General features: G+C 52.5%; 14 protein-coding genes and 1 pseudogene. 6 read left to right on the top strand and 9 right to left on the bottom strand.

The window, feature by feature from the left end; genetic code table 11:
• Position 1: 1 nt before the first annotated feature.
• Genes ACR02O_RS15645 through ACR02O_RS15660 form a run of 4 tightly spaced genes read right to left on the bottom strand, consistent with a single transcriptional unit; the run spans position 2 to position 2255 of the window.
• Positions 2–1249 carry an HlyD family secretion protein gene (locus ACR02O_RS15645; protein WP_033158789.1) on the bottom strand — a complete coding sequence of 416 codons (1248 nt, stop codon included), beginning with the start codon at positions 1247–1249 and terminating at the stop codon, positions 2–4.
• A gap of 45 nt (positions 1250–1294) precedes the next feature.
• On the bottom strand, positions 1295–1729 hold the full coding sequence (locus ACR02O_RS15650; RefSeq protein WP_033158790.1) for a hypothetical protein: 435 nt from the start codon (positions 1727–1729) through the stop codon (positions 1295–1297).
• A 7-nt stretch (positions 1730–1736) separates the two neighbouring features.
• Positions 1737–2030 carry a hypothetical protein gene (locus tag ACR02O_RS15655; RefSeq protein WP_033158791.1) on the bottom strand — a complete coding sequence of 98 codons (294 nt, stop codon included), beginning with the start codon at positions 2028–2030 and terminating at the stop codon, positions 1737–1739.
• A gap of 42 nt (positions 2031–2072) precedes the next feature.
• Positions 2073–2255, bottom strand: a complete 183-nt coding sequence (locus tag ACR02O_RS15660) for a hypothetical protein (protein ID WP_033158792.1) — start codon at positions 2253–2255, stop codon at positions 2073–2075.
• 620 nt (positions 2256–2875) lie between these two features.
• Between ACR02O_RS15660 and ACR02O_RS15665 the strand changes: the two genes are divergently transcribed.
• The 3 genes and pseudogenes from ACR02O_RS15665 to ACR02O_RS15675 all read left to right on the top strand — a co-directional run.
• Positions 2876–6193, top strand: coding sequence for a bifunctional diguanylate cyclase/phosphodiesterase (locus ACR02O_RS15665; protein ID WP_494521980.1), 3318 nt, complete (start codon positions 2876–2878; stop codon positions 6191–6193).
• A 225-nt stretch (positions 6194–6418) separates the two neighbouring features.
• Positions 6419–7084: a Crp/Fnr family transcriptional regulator gene (locus ACR02O_RS15670; RefSeq protein ID WP_033158819.1), complete on the top strand. Its 666-nt coding sequence runs from the start codon at positions 6419–6421 to the stop codon at positions 7082–7084.
• Between the two features lie 195 nt (positions 7085–7279).
• A pseudogene (locus tag ACR02O_RS15675) lies at positions 7280–7651 on the top strand (FecR domain-containing protein); the annotation flags it as partial.
• A 6-nt stretch (positions 7652–7657) separates the two neighbouring features.
• On the opposite strand, the gene ACR02O_RS15680 reads toward ACR02O_RS15675, so the two are convergent.
• Entirely contained in the window at positions 7658–7792 is a 135-nt protein-coding gene (locus ACR02O_RS15680) for a hypothetical protein (RefSeq protein ID WP_458139248.1), read from the bottom strand.
• A gap of 24 nt (positions 7793–7816) precedes the next feature.
• On the opposite strand from ACR02O_RS15680, the gene ACR02O_RS15685 reads away from it, so the two are divergent.
• From ACR02O_RS15685 to ACR02O_RS15695, 3 genes are all read left to right on the top strand, one after another.
• A complete protein-coding gene (locus tag ACR02O_RS15685; RefSeq protein WP_494523471.1) occupies positions 7817–10648 on the top strand; it encodes a TonB-dependent receptor domain-containing protein in 2832 nt (943 codons plus the stop codon).
• A gap of 44 nt (positions 10649–10692) precedes the next feature.
• A complete protein-coding gene (locus tag ACR02O_RS15690; RefSeq protein ID WP_458137652.1) occupies positions 10693–11184 on the top strand; it encodes a hypothetical protein in 492 nt (163 codons plus the stop codon).
• A gap of 122 nt (positions 11185–11306) precedes the next feature.
• Complete coding sequence (locus ACR02O_RS15695) at positions 11307–13493, top strand: CHASE2 domain-containing protein (protein ID WP_494521981.1); 2187 nt, start codon at positions 11307–11309, stop codon at positions 13491–13493.
• 63 nt (positions 13494–13556) lie between these two features.
• Here ACR02O_RS15695 and ACR02O_RS15700 read toward each other — a convergent pair whose 3' ends face one another.
• The 4 genes from ACR02O_RS15700 to ACR02O_RS15715 are packed head-to-tail and all read right to left on the bottom strand — an operon-like array spanning position 13557 to position 17117.
• Positions 13557–14150 carry a PqiC family protein gene (locus ACR02O_RS15700; protein ID WP_165385963.1) on the bottom strand — a complete coding sequence of 198 codons (594 nt, stop codon included), beginning with the start codon at positions 14148–14150 and terminating at the stop codon, positions 13557–13559.
• Between the two features lie 20 nt (positions 14151–14170).
• Positions 14171–15163: an MlaD family protein gene (locus ACR02O_RS15705; protein WP_033158797.1), complete on the bottom strand. Its 993-nt coding sequence runs from the start codon at positions 15161–15163 to the stop codon at positions 14171–14173.
• The gene (locus tag ACR02O_RS15710; protein WP_033158798.1) at positions 15160–15951 is read right to left on the bottom strand and encodes an ABC transporter ATP-binding protein; all 792 of its coding nucleotides are present in this window, start codon (positions 15949–15951) and stop codon (positions 15160–15162) included. The genes ACR02O_RS15705 and ACR02O_RS15710 overlap by 4 nt, the downstream gene beginning before the upstream one ends.
• A gap of 2 nt (positions 15952–15953) precedes the next feature.
• Positions 15954–17117: an MlaE family ABC transporter permease gene (locus ACR02O_RS15715; RefSeq protein ID WP_101053301.1), complete on the bottom strand. Its 1164-nt coding sequence runs from the start codon at positions 17115–17117 to the stop codon at positions 15954–15956.
• Positions 17118–17282 lie beyond the last annotated feature (165 nt).

Below are 17282 nucleotides of genomic sequence, written 5' to 3' on the forward strand. Positions count from 1 at the left end.
ATTAAACCCGTCCTAGAATGCTGTAAAGAGGATCGAACACCCATTCGATCAGGCGGCGATGATCCAACCAAATATCCGCATCCAGCAGCATGCCGGATTGCAGCGGAATATCCTGGCGATAGGCTTGCACCGCTTGTTTATCGATCTCGACAGTGACCCGGTACACCGGCTCTTGCAAAGCCACCGGCAAATCGGCTTCCTTGGGGGTAATCAAGGTTTTGGCGATTTCGACGATACGGCCTTGATGACTACCGAAGCGTTGATAGGGAAAGGCTTGATAACGCACCGACACGGTCTGCCCCTGCTCGACAAAGCCCACCGCGCTGGACGGTACCAATAACTGGGCTTGCAATTTGGCACCTTGCGGCAGGATGGACAGCAAGGGATTGGCGGTCGTGGCATTTTGTCCCTGCTCCGCCAGGATGGTGGTGACGGTGCCGTCGTGCGGCGCGGTGATTACAATATTGCGGCGCGATTCGGATTCGGTGATGTTTTGCGCCAAACTCGAAATATTGCGTTCGATGGCCGCGCGCTGGTTTTTAAATTTCATTTGGCTACTGTCCGCTTCCAACTGCGCGGAGCGGATGTCGCGTTGTAAGGTCATCTGTACCCGTTGCAGGGCTTGCAGCTTGGCTTGGTGATCCAACCATTCATCTTGTTTTTGTTGGGCTTGCACGGCCGAAACGAATTTTGTGCTTAGCAACTGCTGATAGCGTTGCGAAGTTGCCGCGGCACCGGCCAAACGCTGTTGCTGGGTGTCTATTTCATTATTGACTTGTTGCAATTCGCGTTGCATGCCATGCAGTCTATCCAACACCGAACGGTATTGAATCTGATCGATTTGCTCTTGCTTCACCAGTTCGGTCTCCAGACTTTCCCGGCGTTGTTTCAGTTGTTCAATCGCCGCGGCCTGAGCTTGCGGGGTTTCCCGTGAACTACTTTCGGTGGATAACACGAACAACGTATCGCCGGCTTTCACGGCTTGCCCCTCACGCACGTGTTTTTCGATCAAGGTGCCGGCCTGCGGCGCATACACTTTGATTAATCCCATGCTCGGCGACAAATAACCATTCACATGCGATTTGCGGGTGTACTCGCCCCAAAAGGCAAAGGCGACCAGCAGCAAAGCGCTGCTGACGGCTAAAGCGGTGAGAAAGGCAAACGACAAGGATTCCACGTGAATAACCTCCCCTAAGGGCTTGTCTTTTTTAAAGTCCAAGGCTTGTTGTCGAAATAACTCATGTTTCATAGCGCCGTTTCCTTCTCACCCTTTTTGACATTGCGACCAAAACCCTCAGAGAACGCCGTAGTCGGCTGCCCGCCGCATGTCTTCGGTCGGCTTGAGGTTATTGGTCACCACTTGCGGACATCTAAAACACGCCGAGCGGCCTTCCTGTAGCCACCAACGACAGTCGGCACGAATCGCGCACACCGGCAATTGCTCGGTGACCGTCGGCGTAAAACGCACGACTTTTTCAGCCAGCCGGCATTTGGACTCCGCTTCCGCGTAGTGACCGCAACCGGTGCAGGCGCACGGCGCGGAAAAGCGGAACACTTCCGCCGGACTGACCGGGCCCGCCAATTCGAGCAATTGCTCGGTCACCGGTTGCGGGGCTTGCAGATAAGCCATTTCCGGCTGATCCGCAGTGCCAGTCATCACCCCGATGACCTGGGCACCTTCCCATTCCGGCTGCGCGCTGGGACATAACACTGGGTTCTCCGAGGTCATGGCCTTATCAACCCAGCTGGGTTGCTCCTTGCAGGCCGCCCGCTAAGCCACCGGCCAAACCGCCGGCACCCTGATTGGTAATCACATTATTTAATCCTCTAAACTGATCGAACCAGGGGCCGCCGGCGATAATGCCTTTATTCAGCACCAAGCTTAACGAGGCGCCGCCGCTAACTTGATCCAGTTGCGCCTGATTCAATTCCACGCCGGCAGCCTCGCGGGCTTGCAAAGCGCGTTCTATACCTTGCGCGGCAAAGGCGGATAATTCATCGGCAGAAATTCGAGTGGTTTTGTTTGACATGACAGCTCTCCAAAAAATAAAAGATGACTTCAGGGAAGTGATTTAGCGCACAACCAAGCCAGCATTGGCTTTAATCACGAACGACCCTGGATTGATGACCGGCCAGAATTTACGGGGAAACTGACTTAAATCAGTGCCGACATCGACTAAACCGCCGGAAACTTGGCTGATTTCCTCAGGTTGCAACACCTTCAGAGCTTGATCTAATTTGGATTTTTGAGACATTGTCTTTCTCCTTAAAAAAGTGATGAGGCCGGCTCATAGCTGGCCCAACGACTGCGATACCGGCAGCATTGCTTACCGAACCACATCCCCATCTACCGGTTTGTGAACTTGAGCGGGTATTGATACTTTAGGTGTTCGCCACCCTGGAAAGCTGTGAAAAATTCCACTGCGAATGGCGGTAGTTTTTCATTCGACAAGGATTCGTGCCGCTATGGCGGCTACGCTAAAAGCGGAGCTTGGCTGGATGCGTAATTTGCGAAACTTTTTTACCGGCTAAATTTAAAGATCGTCTTCAGCATCTACAATTATTATCGCGGCCCTAAAATACCGCTGGCCTAAATGCCTTTGGGGTAAAGGCTCTATCGAAGGCTTAAACCGTTTCAGGCTTCGACGAATGCAGCCCAAACGGGGCAGCAGCGATAAATTGGGCCGATTTGCATGACAATGTCTTTGATACAAATGACGGCATTTATAGAATTTGGCGATTTTCGAGAACCAAACTGATCGGGAGCTGCCGCTTACGCAATTGCCCGAACTCGACACGATTCCAGCTTTGCAGCGTACTGCCCAAGATGCGCTAACAAGATCACTTCACAGCGATAGCCATTGACCAAACAACCATGAATAACGCGCCTTCACCCGCGAAACAGACAACGTTATCCGAAACAGTTGCTCCTTCATTTACCCGAGTTTTAATTTCCAATATCGTGGGTTTGGTGATGTTGCTTGGTCTGGCGCTGTTAATAGGCATGACTTGGCAAAGCGTCGCCAGCACCGAAGAAACCACCCGGCGGGAGGTGAAAGAAACCCTGGACCGCGCGACCGAGCGCCTGCAGATTTTGATTCGCGCGGCGGAGATGACAGCCGAATCCGCTGAACGTGCCGCGATAGCCCCGGAGGTAACGGGCGCCACTTTACAATCGACACTGGAATATTCGCTGGCGGCATTCGAACAACGCCCGGAATTAAGTTATCTGGGCATTTCCTTGGCAGCTTCAGGCGAATACGGCGCGTTGGAACGAACTGCAAATGGCGAGATTTTACTTTGGCTATTTCCGGGTGACCGCACGGAAGGCCCGCCTGCGCGAAAGTTCATATTGACCGAGCAGGGATTCGTGCTCCATCAACAGCTGTTTAACCAACACTACGATCCCCGCAGCGATGCGTTCTACGCAGCCGCTTTGCGCAGCCCGAGCGGCGACACCTGGGTTCCGGCTTACCGCTGGGCGGCGCCATTTACAGGCAACGAGCCTTTGTGGGGCTTCAGCTACGGCAAAGTGCTGAAAGATGCGGGCGGACGTTTGATCGGCGTTCTGGATGCTGACTTCGACATCCCGGCATTGAATAGCTTTCTAAGCGCCATAGGTACGGAATATCACTCCCGGTTTCAGGTCCTGGAGTTGGGAGCCGCTCCCCGCCTAATCGGCGATCAGTTGCAAGTAGGCCGAGCGCCGTTGCCCTTGCCTGCCGATTTGAGCCCTTTGCTGAATTTCACCGGCGAATTATTCCTAGACCGCATGCTATTGGAAGGCGAGCAACGCTGGGTTGCCGCCCGCCGCATGCCGCTGAAAGGCGGCATGTCTTGGTTGGTCATTACTTCGCGAAAAGTATCGTTTATCGAAGACATGCTGCGTCGCCAGTTGTATCAGGTGGGCGGTATGGGCGTGGCAATTACCGCAGGACTGGTGCTGGTCTCAATGCGCATGGCCCGGCGCTTCGGCAAACCGCTGGCGGCGCTGGAGCGCCGGGTCGCCGGCATCGGTCATACCGAACTGGAACCCCCGGCGGCCGCCACTTTCGCCACGAACGAGTTCCGGGAAACCCAAATTCTGGGGGAAGCCCTCGACCACATGGCCGTGGCCGTTAAACAACTGCTGGAAGCCAAGGAACAGCAAGCCGCTTCTCTGGCCTTAAAAGGCGCAATTTTCGACTCCACTCACACCGCAATCTTTAGCCTGGATCACCAATTGACCGTTATAGAATGGAACGCCGCCGCAGAACGTTTGTTTGGCCTGGCGCGTGAATTCATTCTGGGTAAGGCCATCACCGATGCTGTGCTTGCGCCCGACGGCCACGCTGATTGGGCCGAGATTCTCAGCACCACCGATTCCGGCGCGTTTCAATTTGTCGGCACCCAAGGCGTGTTCGACGCGGAATTGCGAGTGGCGGCTTTTACACGCAACGGTTTGGAAGTCCGCACGCTGTTTCTAAACGACATCTCGGAACGACAACGCGCGGATGCCGCGTTGCGGGAAAGCTTAGCCCGCTTCCACGCCGCCACCCGTGCGACCGGCGATGTCGTGTGGGACTGGGACTTCACCAGCAACAACATCTGGTGGAGCGAGAACTTTCAAATTGTGTTCGGCTACACCACTGACGAAATTTTGCCTTCATTCGACTTCTGGGCCCGCCGCATCCACCCCGACGACCGCGACCGCGTGGTTGCACACCTTCAAGCCACCGTAGCCGGCAGCGAGAACACATGGTCCGAGGAATACCGTTTTCGGCGCAAGGACGGCAGCTATGCCGACTTGTTTGATCGCGGCCAATTGCTCTGTGACGACACGGGACGCGGCGTGCGGATGATAGGTGCCATTCAGGACATCACCGCGCGCAAACAGGCCGAGCTACAGATTCGCTATCTGGCCACCTACGACGGCCTCACCGGCCTGCCCAACCGCGACCTGATCCAGGACCGCATTGCCCAAGCCATCGCCCACGCGCGCCGCGCCGGCAATCAGCTGGCACTGCTCTATCTGGATCTGGATCGCTTCAAGATAGTTAACGACGGCTACGGCCATCCATTCGGCGACGCGGTGTTAAAGGTCGCCGCCGAACGGCTAGGCAGCCTGGTCAGGGACGGTGATACCGTGTCTCGCCTGGGTGGTGACGAATTTCTAATTTTGCTGACTGATTTAAATAAAGATAGCGATGCCTATTTCCTCGCCCAAAAAGTGGTCCGGCATCTTGATTGTCCGCTCCTGGTTCAGGGGCGTAATATCCATTTGTCCGTGAGCATTGGCGTCAGCGTATTCCCGCAGGACGGCGAAACCGCCGAGGCGCTGATCGACAACGCTGACGTGGCGATGTACCGCGCCAAGGACCTAGGCCGCAACACCTGTCAATTCTTCACCCGCGAGATGAGCGAGGAAACCCTACGCCGTGTCAATATAGAGACGCGCTTGCGGGAAGCGTTGGCATTGGGACAGTTTCAGTTGGCCTACCAACCCAAGGTCAACTTGAAAAACGGCCAAATTTCCGGCTGCGAAGCCTTATTGCGCTGGCAACATCCCGAAATGGGTGCGGTATCTCCCGCCCAGTTCATTCCAATCGCCGAGGACTCCGGGCTTATCGTGCCCATTGGCGATTGGGTGCTGCGCGCAGCTTGCGCTCAGGCAAAAGCCTGGACAGACGCCGGTTTGCCGCCGGTCTGTGTGGCGGTGAACATATCCGCACGCCAGTTTCTACAGCAGGATGTGATCAGTTGGGTGATGAATACGCTCGAAGACACCGGTCTACCGGCCTCTCAACTCGAACTGGAACTGACCGAGAGTTTGATCGCTCAGGATGTCGAGAAGGTCATCGCCACTTTTAGTCAGCTCCGGACCGCCGGGGTGAAGCTGTCCATAGACGATTTCGGTACCGGCTATTCCAGCCTCAGCTACTTGAAACGATTTCGCGTAGATACCCTGAAAATTGATCAATCCTTCGTGCGCGACATGCTCACCGATCCGGAAGATGCCACTATTGTATTGGCGGTGATTGCACTGGCGCACAACCTGGCGTTCAAGGTGATCGCCGAAGGCGTGGAAACCGAACAACACTGCCAGTTTCTGCGCGAACACCACTGTGACGAGATACAGGGCTATTACTTCAGCAAGCCATTACCGGCATCAGCATTCGAGGTCTTGCTGCGTACCGGCAAAAGCTGGGTATAAACGGCAGGCGCTTGGCGGGATGGGTTTTGCAAAGTTGAAGTTCGCCAATGCGCCGAGCGCTATTTCCGCTGCCGCCGTAAAAGGGGTATGTCTGTGATTTAATTGGCTGACAATCTGTGAAATACTTCACTATCATGACGCAAAATTAGTATGCTAGGCGTCAACTACAAACCAGACCGTTATCAAAAGCGGCACTCTACTAAACCAAGCGGTTATAGCCTCATCATGCAAGCAGAAGTCATCGCCAGTCTGAACCACATCCCCTTTCTCGCCGATCTGCCCGAGGAGGCTTTGGAAGCTTTGGCATCCAGGGCCAAGGTCATTAAATTTCCGAAAAAGGCCATGATCATCGCCGAGGGCGACCAGACCAGTTCGCTGTACATTATTTTGTCCGGCAAGGTGCGGGTGTTTGGCAGTAACGACAAAGACAAGGAGGTCACCTTATTGATTCAGGAGGCCGGCTCTTATTTCGGCGAACTGGCCTTGCTTAGCGACGAACCGCGTTCCGCCGCGGTGGAAGCCCAGGAAAAAACCGTGTGCGCGGTCATCGCCAAAACCGATTTCATCCACTGGTTGAAACTACACCCCGATGCGGCGATTGCCTTACTTAAAGTATTGGCTGAAAAAGTCAGATTTCTGACCGAGAAAGTCAAACAAATGGCCTTGTCGAATGTGTACGAACGTACCATTAAGGTACTGCAAGACATGGCGGAAAAGGAAGGCGACGTCTACGTGATTCATAACCGCCCGACTCAGCAAGAGCTGGCGACCATGGTGGGTTCATCTCGGGAAATGATTAACAAAGTGATGAAAGAACTAACCAAAGGCGGTTACATCAGCGTCGACGAAAAAACGCTACGCATCGAAACCACCCCACCGGCCGCATGGTGAGCTGCCTGTAGCGATTATCGGCAGCGCATGATCGCAACTGCACCTTGGGCCAATTGACAAAAATAAGAAAATCCCGAGCAAAGTTAATTATTACCTTGATCAGTTAGGGTTTCAGACTTTATCATCCGAAAAAAAACATCTTTCGGAGATAAAATGCGCTGCCTTGTGATTTGCTTCATGGTTTTATTTGCGCCAATGTGTTTGGCGGAAACCGATGCGACCGCGACAAGCTGTAGCGTGGAAAAAGCCGCCAAACTGGTTTCGCTGCAAGGCAGTTTATATTACGACGCCGGCGCGCAAGGACAATGGCAGCCGGCACAATTGGAGCAAACTCTTTGCGAAGGCAGCAGGGTTAAAGTCGAAACGTACAGCCGCGCATCTTTGTTACTTCCGAACGGCATCACGCTGCGTTTGGCCGAAGGCACCGTCTTGACCTTAAACGGCATCGCCCCCAGCCAGCCCACTTTAGTCGATTTACTGAAGGGCTTTGTGCATTTCATCAGCCGCACACCCAAGCAGTTACAAATCACCACACCCATCGCCAACGCCGGCCCGGAAGGCACCGAATTTGCACTACGCGCCGATGATGCCAGCGCCGAATTGTGGGTCTACGAAGGTGCCGTGCGCTTTTTCAATACCTACGGCGACATTCACCTGAAAGCCGGCGAAGCGGGTCAGACCTTGTTGGGCCAGGCTCCGCGCGCGCAAATCGATCTTAAGCCCGCCGATGCAGTGAATTGGGCTTTGTATTACCCGCCGCTATCAGCCTATGCGGAGCCGGACGCCCCGATAACCCCGGCTCTGCGTGCCGCGATTCAGAATTATCGGCAAGGCCGGATCGATTTGGCGCTAAGCAGTTTAGAGCGGACGCCACCAGTTGAACAGTCGCCGGAGTTTTTGAAAATCCGTGCAGCAATCAGGCTGACAGCCGGGCAAAGCCAGCTGGCGATGCAAGACATTCAAGCCCTACGCTCCGGCAACCCAAATGATGCAGAAGCTTTAGCGCTGGAGAGCATTCTGGCGTTGACCCAAAATCGCAAAACAGACGCGCTGAATCTGGCCGAGCGTGCAGTGACGGCAAATCCGCAATCGGCGACCGCTTACTCAGCACTATCCTACAACCAACAAGCCGGCTTCGAACTGGAAAAAGCCTTGGCAGCGGCGCAGCGTGCCAGCCAGTTGGCACCTGACGATGCGATGACTTGGGCGCGGCTGTCCGAGCTGCAATTGGCGCTGGGCTTGCGCGAAGAAAGCGCACAATCGGCGACTAAAGCCTTCATGCTCGACGCCAATCTGGAAAGAACGCAAACCGTACAGGGCTTTTCGCATTTATTCCGAGTAGATACTGCCCAAGCCATGCGGCATTTCGAATCCGCCGTCCAATTAGACTCTACCGCGCCTTTACCGCGCTTGGGCTTAGGTCTAACAAAAATCCGCAGCGGCGACCTGGAAGCCGGCCGCCGCGACCTGGAAATCGCCGCTATTCTCGACCCAAATAATTCCCTGTTACGCAGCTATCTGGGCAAAGCCTATTACGAAGAAAAGCGCCCCGCGTTGGCCGGCGACCAATTCGACCTGGCAAAACAACACGACCCTAAAGATCCAACACCGTATTTCTACGATGCATTGCTCAAGCAAGCCTCCAATCGCCCAGTCGAAGCAATGCGAGACATGCAACAGGCCATAGAACTGAACGAAAACCGTGGCGTGTACCGGTCAAAACTGCTGCTGGACGAAGACGCCGCCGCCCGCACCGCCAACTTGGCACGTATTTATAACGACCTGGGCTTCGGCCGAGTCGCGTTGAAGGAAGCCTGGAAGTCCTTGGGTCACGATGCCACCGATCCTTCGGCCCACCGCTTTCTGTCGGACGCATATATCGGCCAACCTCGATATCGAATTGCGAGGGCCAGTGAGTTACTACAAGCTCAACTACTACAACCAATTAATATCACCCCGGTACAGCCGCAACTTACGGCGGAAAATATCGGTATCTTAAATAATACCGGTCCGGGCACTCTGTCCGCGAATGAATATGACAGCCTGTACACCCGAAATGGCGCTCATTTAGTTGCCAATGGTGCCTACGGTAGTCGTAACACGCTGACAGATAACACGATTATCTCTGGTTTATACGATAAATTATCGCTTAGCCTAGGCCAGTTCCATTACCAAACGGACGGAATACGCATTAACGACGACTATCATCAAGATGTTTATAATGCTTTCGCTCAATATGCTTTCACCCCAGATTTTAGTTTGCAATTCGAATTAAAAACCGAAGACATTGAGACTGGTGATGTCCCTTACCGTTTAAACGGATCACACTCAACCAATCTTAGAAATGTCATCGCTCAAGATACCGCAAGAATTGGTAGCCATTACCGAATAAATAGCCAGCAAGATGTACTATTTTCATCTTTTTATACTACTAGAGAAACAACCATTAACAATCGACTTCCATTGACCAGAAACTTCGATGAATTAGATGATTTAATAGTAGACACAAAAAGCTATCAAACAGAATTACAGCACAATTTTGGCGGCGAACGTTTAAATATAACAACAGGAGCCAGCTATATAAACGCCGACAATAACAGTGTATACAGCCAATTGGCAAAAAGAATAAGATCACCTTTCAATATCGTATTTTTAAACTCAACGTCCAGCAGTTTCTCCACAGAGTATTTCAATATTTACAGTTATTTTAAATACAGGCTGCCAAACAACATAAACGCAACTTTCGGGCTGAGTTACGATAGTTATGAAGAACCAACCTCCAAAAAATATCAATTAGACCCGAAGTTCGGCATCGTATGGGACGCAACCAATAGCGTCACTCTAAGAGCAGCGGCATTTCGAACAATCAACAGACCACTTACAAATAACCAAACCATAGAACCCACTCAAGTTGCCGGATTTAATCAATTTTACGATGCTAACAATGGTGCATCGGCTTGGCAATACTCATCCGGAATTGATTTTAAACTTACCAAAGAGGTCTTTGCCGGCGGGGAAGTCAGCTGGAGAGAGAGCCATCAAGAACTGATTGATTTAACAGCGCCTGAATACCGTGCAGCATTCAGCCGCAACGAATTATCTCACTTAGCCTATGCCTACTGGGCACCAAACGATTGGATCACATTCAAAAGTGAATACCGATTCGACAAAAGCAAAAGGTCACTTTTTAATAGCTCAGCAGACTCAACCAATCCAGTGGGTGTAAGCACTCATCAAATTCCGTTATCGATTAACCTATTCCATAAAATCGGATTATTTTCTAAGCTATCGGCTACATTTGTCGATCAAAGAGTCGCAGAAATCGCCCCATCAACCACTCCCATATCAGGCGTTTCGATTATCGGTTCAAGTCAAAATTTTTGGTTATTTGACACAGCGATTGGTTATCGCTTTCCAAAGCGTTTGGGTACCATTACATTCGAAGCTAAAAACATATTTAACAGACATTTTGCGTACCAAAGCGCTTTCGATGCGAGCGGCCCACAATTAAGCCCTTACATACCGGAGCGACAGCTATTTATACGACTGAGTTTTGTTTATTAATATGAGCCCTAACCAACCCCTAAAACCAACACAGGATAAAATCCATGATGAAACTAACCACTGCAATCTGCTTAATGACAAGTCTTTTTTTAACTTCTTGCGGAAAGACAGACCAACCCATTTTATCGCTACTCAAAAAAACCGTTGTCATCGCTGAAGGTGTTAACGCCAAAACCGACGAGTTTGTAGTTATTAACCCTCTGGATAGCAAACTACTGCCGCCTTGCGGAAAAACAACCCTCCCAACAGAGAATGAAAAAGATGTAAAAGCCCACGAAGAGGAATCAAAACGTAGTCAGAATAAAAGCTCAGACTGCCAAACCACTATCGCCAAAGTAAATGATGAAGTCTTAAATGCAATTAAAATCCAGGCCCCCATAGAAGGCGTGATCCTTAAAAACGGCAAGGAAATTCCCGCAAAATTCTTTGTTTCAGTCAAAGCTGTTTACGATGATCCCTGTACCACTATTTACGCCAACGGATATCAGTATCAACAATGCATAACGGATCAACAACTCGCTGATCTTTTAGACTAAATTAAATCATGCATAAAGGCTCCCCGGACATGCGGGAGCCTTTGTCAGAAAAATATTAACCTCAGTTGCAACAATAATCATATCTTTGAATTTTTTTATTACACTAAGGCTAATATGTTCATATGGGTTATTTTAGAAGAATAGCTGTTATTACTATTTCTGGTTTTTTAGTCAGTAATATTAGCGCCAAGCTTTTTAACTTCGAAATTTCACAAGGTCTAGACCTACTATTCCAAATTCGCGGCCCGCAAATACCACCCGACGATGTCGTCATCGTGGCGATGGATGAAACGTCAGAATCCGCTCTTGGCGTAGGCCAAGACTTGACACGCTGGCGACGCTTTCACGCCGACTTGATCCGCCAATTGCAAAAGCAGGCAGTAAGTTTTATCGTCTTCGACCTGCAATTCATTCGCCCCCAATCTTCGGAAGATCAGGAACTGGCCGCAACGATGCGTGCCGCCGACAATGTTTTAGTGGTCGAATGCGTGCAAAAATTTCGCCACGGCGCCGAGGATTTTTATGGCCGCGAGGAATGCTCAGACAGCAATAGCCGCCCGGCCATTTCCCGAGAAGGAGACACCAACATCCAGCTTCCGGAACAATTGGTCGGGATGCGCAAAGTGTCGCCGACCTCGACCATTGCCGGCGCTGTTTTGGATAGCGCGCCGTTCTATCTGATCAACGATGCCAGCAATAGTAGCGTGCGCGAAGTCTGGACTTTTTCCGACGGGCTGGCTGAATCGCCCAGCCTGCCGACACTGGTTTGGTTTTATTATTTGCAGCATTCCGGCGCAATACCCGATCAGGGTCAACCACTGTCTGCCTGGTTAACCCAACAACGCCGAGCTTGCCAAGTTGACGGCAGCGTTACATCCAGCCAGGCCTCACCTGAACTCCGAATCAACAAACTATTTTGCGAAGGCGACAGCCGCTATCTCAATTACTACGGCCCGCCGCGCACGCTCAGAATGGAATCTTACGCCGATGTTTACGAAGGTAAGGTTAAAGACTTACAAGGCAAAGTGATATTCGTCGGCCGCGCCAACCGCCAATTCTCGCCGGGCAAATCGGACTTTTTTCCAACCCCCTATTCCGACTCGCATACCGGCAAAATGGCCGGCGTGGAGATCATGGCCACGCAATTCGCCAATTTACTGGAAGACAGTTTTATCGAGATCCCGGCGCCGGGCTGGATAATTTCCAGCGTATTTGGTTTGCTTGTCGCCTTGTTGCTATTCAGTTTTGCCGGCTGGCCCGGTATCGTCCTCAGCCTGGTGTTTGCCTCGGCTTACGCCGGCTCGGCTGTCTGGTTGTTTGGGCAGCGCCACTGGTGGTTGCCAATCGCCGGACCCTTATTGATTCAATTGCCATTGTCATGGTTGCTCAGTTTGGCCTGGTCGCGTTACGACTTAATGTGCGAACGGGGGCGGATACTTGAATTCGTCAGCAGAGTGTTTCCGCAATGGGTCGGCATGTTGCCTGCGGCGCCGGGACAATGGACCGAAAGCACTAACGCCGGCATCGCTAAAAGCGAAAAAGATGTTTCCGGTTTGTGTCTAGCCACCGACATAGAAGGCTATACCGCCATCGCCGCCCAACACTCGCCCCGAGAAATGTGGGAGTTATTGAATACCTATTACCAAGTGTTAGGCCACCCCGTGGTATCGCACGACGGCGTCATCGCCGACGTCACCGGCGACGCGATGATGGCGGTGTGGTTCGATGCGCCGGCAACCCAGCAACGCCGCGCCGCCTGCTTGGCCGCGCTGGAAATGGCCACGGCGGTGGCGTCGTTCAACCTCTCCTCCAGCCAGGAGCCACTCGCCACCCGCATCGGCTTGCATGAAGGGGATCTAACGCTGGGCAGCCTGGACGCCGGCAGCTCCAGTCATTACCGGGCTATTGGCGATACGGTCAACATTGCGTCGCGGATTCAGGGAGTGAACAAGTATTTAGGCACCCGGATTCTGGCATCGCAGAGCATCGCAGCCGACTTGGAGGGCATCGTTACCCGACCGGTAGGTACGTTTCGCGTCGTCGGCCGTGCGGAGCCGTTGAATCTAGTGGAAGTCGTCGGGGTAAAAATCAGCGGCGATAACTCGCAGAACCAAATGCACGCTCTGTTTGCCGACGGTTTGGCCGCATTCCAGGAAGGCCGGTGGCCGGAGGCTACTCGCTTATTCCAAACGGCACTCGCTGTCGACTCCAACGACGGACCCAGCCGTTTTTATCTGCAAAAAGCTTTGCACTATAGTGAAATGCCGCCTTTGGCATGGGACGGAATCGTGGTGTTGGATGGCAAATAAGCCGTAGCAGCGACACCTAAAAAATGGCGTTCCAGCAGAACGATCAGATGGTCTTAGCCGCTTTCAACGGCCATGCATTGAGTCCAGTCCGGCAATTTCATTAGCCAATTCAATACTAAAGCGCGTCAAGCAACGGCTTTGCGCAGCGACACTGGCTTCAGCGCCCTTACCTGCCGCTTCGCTGCATTCGAAGCGTTTGCCGAGCACGACTTGTTCGGCTTTTTTTAACTGCCATTGCACGGAGAAGCGGCTTTGGCCGCTGGCGGTTTGATGTAACTCAAGAATATCAAAACTAATTTGGTAATCGATAGCCTGACGCGGTGTCCAGGGATAGCGAACCACTTGGTCTATGCCCAATTGTTTGGCTAAAGAAAGCCGCAAAACCCGGGCAATATTGTCATCCAGACGTTCAGCCCAGCGATGTTGGTCGTCCAATTCATATTGATGCTCGCTCAGCGCAGTGACTAGCTGCGGCCTGTCCAAATACGCCGGCAAATGAATCGGGCCTAAGCCCAACACCGTATCGGCCGGTAAAACGGCAGCAACAGACGGCGTGTCGGTTTCGGCGCTCAACATGTAAAACTGCATCGGCTGACTGCTACAAGCGGCCAGCAGCAGCGCTGAAAGTAGCATTGGCAAATAAATTATGTGTTTCATATTCATCCGGTTAAATCTAGCTATTTGCCGTATATCAACGACTCCGGCCGCCTTTCCAGCGACTCTGTTAAATCCTTCAAGGACCGGGCGGCATTGCGCATTTCCACCAAGGCTTGCCCGAGTTGCGCATCCGGCGCGGCCAAGGTTTCGACAGCGGTCAAAGCGTTTTGCGAGCCTTCCATCACCTTGGTCGCGGCGTTCAGACTTTGTTCGGCGGCTTTCAACACCGGCAACAATTCCTGGTTAAAGTCCTGCAAGGTGGTGCGGGTATCGCTCAAAGCGCCATTGGCGTTGCTCATTAACGGTCCGATCTGATTGTTTAATGTCGCCATCAAACGCTGAGTTTCCTGCAAGGATTTAGCTAAAGCAGCCAACGATTGCTTGGTGTCGTCGGATTGCAGCAAACTACGCATTTCGCTGAGGGTATCCGCCAAATTCTTCATCATCTCCTCGACCGGCAGCTGACGCGCGCGATTGAGAATTTCATCGGCGGTATTGCGGATTTCGTCAACGGTAGTCGGCACGCTGGGCAGCTCGGGTAGGTTTTTGTAATCCAGCTTAATCAGATTGACCGGTTTATCGCTATAAAAATTAAGATCGACATAGAGTAAGCCGGTCAGCAAGCTCTGCGTCTCCAGCCGCCCTTTCAAGCCCGCGTCTATCAGCCGTTGCGCGTCCTGCATACGCTGTTTTTTGCTGTGGCCGCCGGATTGCTGTACCGACAAGTCTTGCAACAAGGCCGGATCGATTTCGATCACCACCGGCTTGAAAATCCGGCCGGTCGCGGAATCCATCACCAAGGAAATTTCGTTGACATTGCCGATCTGCACGCCCTGCAATTTAACCGGCGCGCCGACATTCAAACCGTTCAAAGCCGAGTCGAAAAAAATCACGAAGCGTTTTTTATCCTTAAAAAAATCACTGCCGCCAAAGATCATCACGCCCGCCGTCAGCAGAATCAACGCGCCGACCAAAAACGCGCCGATGGCGAGTGGATTGGCTTGTTTGCTCACGCAGGACTCCTCATGTGTCGATGATTGCTATTTTGCTCGGTTTGGTCGCCGCGATTTAAAAATCGAATCACGTTGGGGTGTTTGGATTCGTGCAGCAGTTTTTGCGGGGAACCACCGTCAATATTGGTACGGGTTTCGGCATCCAGAAACACCGAATTGTTGCCAATCGCGAAAATACTGTCTAGATCGTGGGTAACCACGACGATGGTGGCCGACAAAGCGCTACTCAGGCTCAGAATCAGATCGTCCAGTAATTTGGCGGTGATAGGGTCCAAGCCGGCCGACGGTTCGTCGAAGAACAAAATTTCCGGGTCCAGGGCCATGGCCCGTGCCAGACCAGCGCGCTTTTGCATGCCGCCGCTGAGTTCGGAGGGATAATAATCTTCAAATCCCGCCAAGCCGACCAACGCCAGTTTATAGGAGACAATCTCCCGCACCTTTTTAGCTGGCAACTGCGTAGCTTCGGTAATCGGCAGCGCCACATTTTCCGCTAAGGTCATCGAACTGAGCAGAGCACCGCTTTGAAACAACACGCCGGTGCGTGCCAAAATTTGCTGGCGGGCTTTGGGATTGGCTTGCCAGAGGCCTTGATCGCCATAACAGACATCGCCTTTTGCCGGGGACTTTAGGCCTATCATGTGCCGCAACAAGGTGGTTTTGCCGCAGCCATTGCCGCCCATGATAATAAACACGTCGCCACGATTGATCGTAAAATTCAGATCGCGCTGAATCACGAAATCGCCGTAAGTCATGGTTAGATTTTTTACTGTAATGCAGGCCTCGGCCATCGTTAAATCCCCAGCCGGTTGCAGATGATGGTCATTACCGAGTCGGCAACGACGATAAACACGATGGCGGTTACCACCGCCGAGGTGCCGGCATCGCCGACCGCCGAGGCACTGCGGCCGCATTGCATGCCGCGCATGCAACCCGATAGCGCAATCAAAATCCCGAACACCGAGCACTTCACGAAGCCGATAATAAAATCCTTCATCTTCACGGCATGGGCGGTGCGGTCCAGATACTCGGTCAGCGACACGTCAAAAAAATTCACCGTTACAAAGCCGCCGCCGATGATGCCCATCAAATCGGCATAAAGACATAAAAGCGGCATGATGATGATCAAGGCCAACATGCGCGGCAACACCAGAAACGCCATCGGGTCCAGGTTCATGGTTTTTAACGCATCGATTTCGCTGTTGACGTGCATCGTACCAATCTGCGCGGCATACGCGGCGCCGGTGCGGCCGGACATAATAATCGCCGTCATCAAACCGCCCATTTCCCGGGTCATGCCCAGACTAACCAAGTTGGCAATGTAAATTTGCGCGCCGAACAACGACAGCTGCACCGCGCCGACGAAAGCCAGAATCAACCCCACCAACAAGCTGATCAAGGTGACGATAGGCAACGCCGACGGCCCGCACTCTTGAATATACAGCCATAAATCCTGGCGGCGAAAGTGGGCTTGTCCGCGCAGCGTGGCGAAGATGCTGATCATCATTTCCCCGACAAAAATCAACATCTCCTTGCCATGCTGAATGGCTTTTCCGGTGCTGACCGCCAAAGCCTGCGACCACGACCTCTGGGTTTGCTCGCGGTGCGCATCGACGCGCTCCGGCACGGCGGCAACCAGAGCCAACAAGCCTTGAATCGATGCCGGCAAGCTGGCCTTATCCACGCCCACCTGTTTTTGCTCGGCGTAATCAATTAGCTTAATTAATTCCGTCACCAACATGCTGTCCCAACGGCCAAGCGCCGCCGTAGACACGACGATTTTTTCGATAACCTGGGTTTCAATCTGCGCGAGTATGGGTTCCAAAGCGGGTAATTGCGCATCCAGCACCCAGTCTCCGGACAGCGAGATTTCCAAAGTCTTTGCCTGGCGAATCGCGCTGATGGCGCAGCTTGGAGCACTATTGATGGCTGGCGGTAGGATTTTTGACGTTTTCATCCCTGTTGATACTGATAAAACTTAGCCGCAAGTATGCGCAGAACACCGACGCATGGCAATAGCCGACCGAGAAGTATTTTTCCTAAAAATTGCCGGAAGCAACTGCTCTGACTGGATAGCCCTGCATCTTCAAAATCGTCATGTCGGCAGCAAAAAGCTTATCAG

The organism is Methylomonas sp. PHL2-19, from assembly GCF_059331595.1.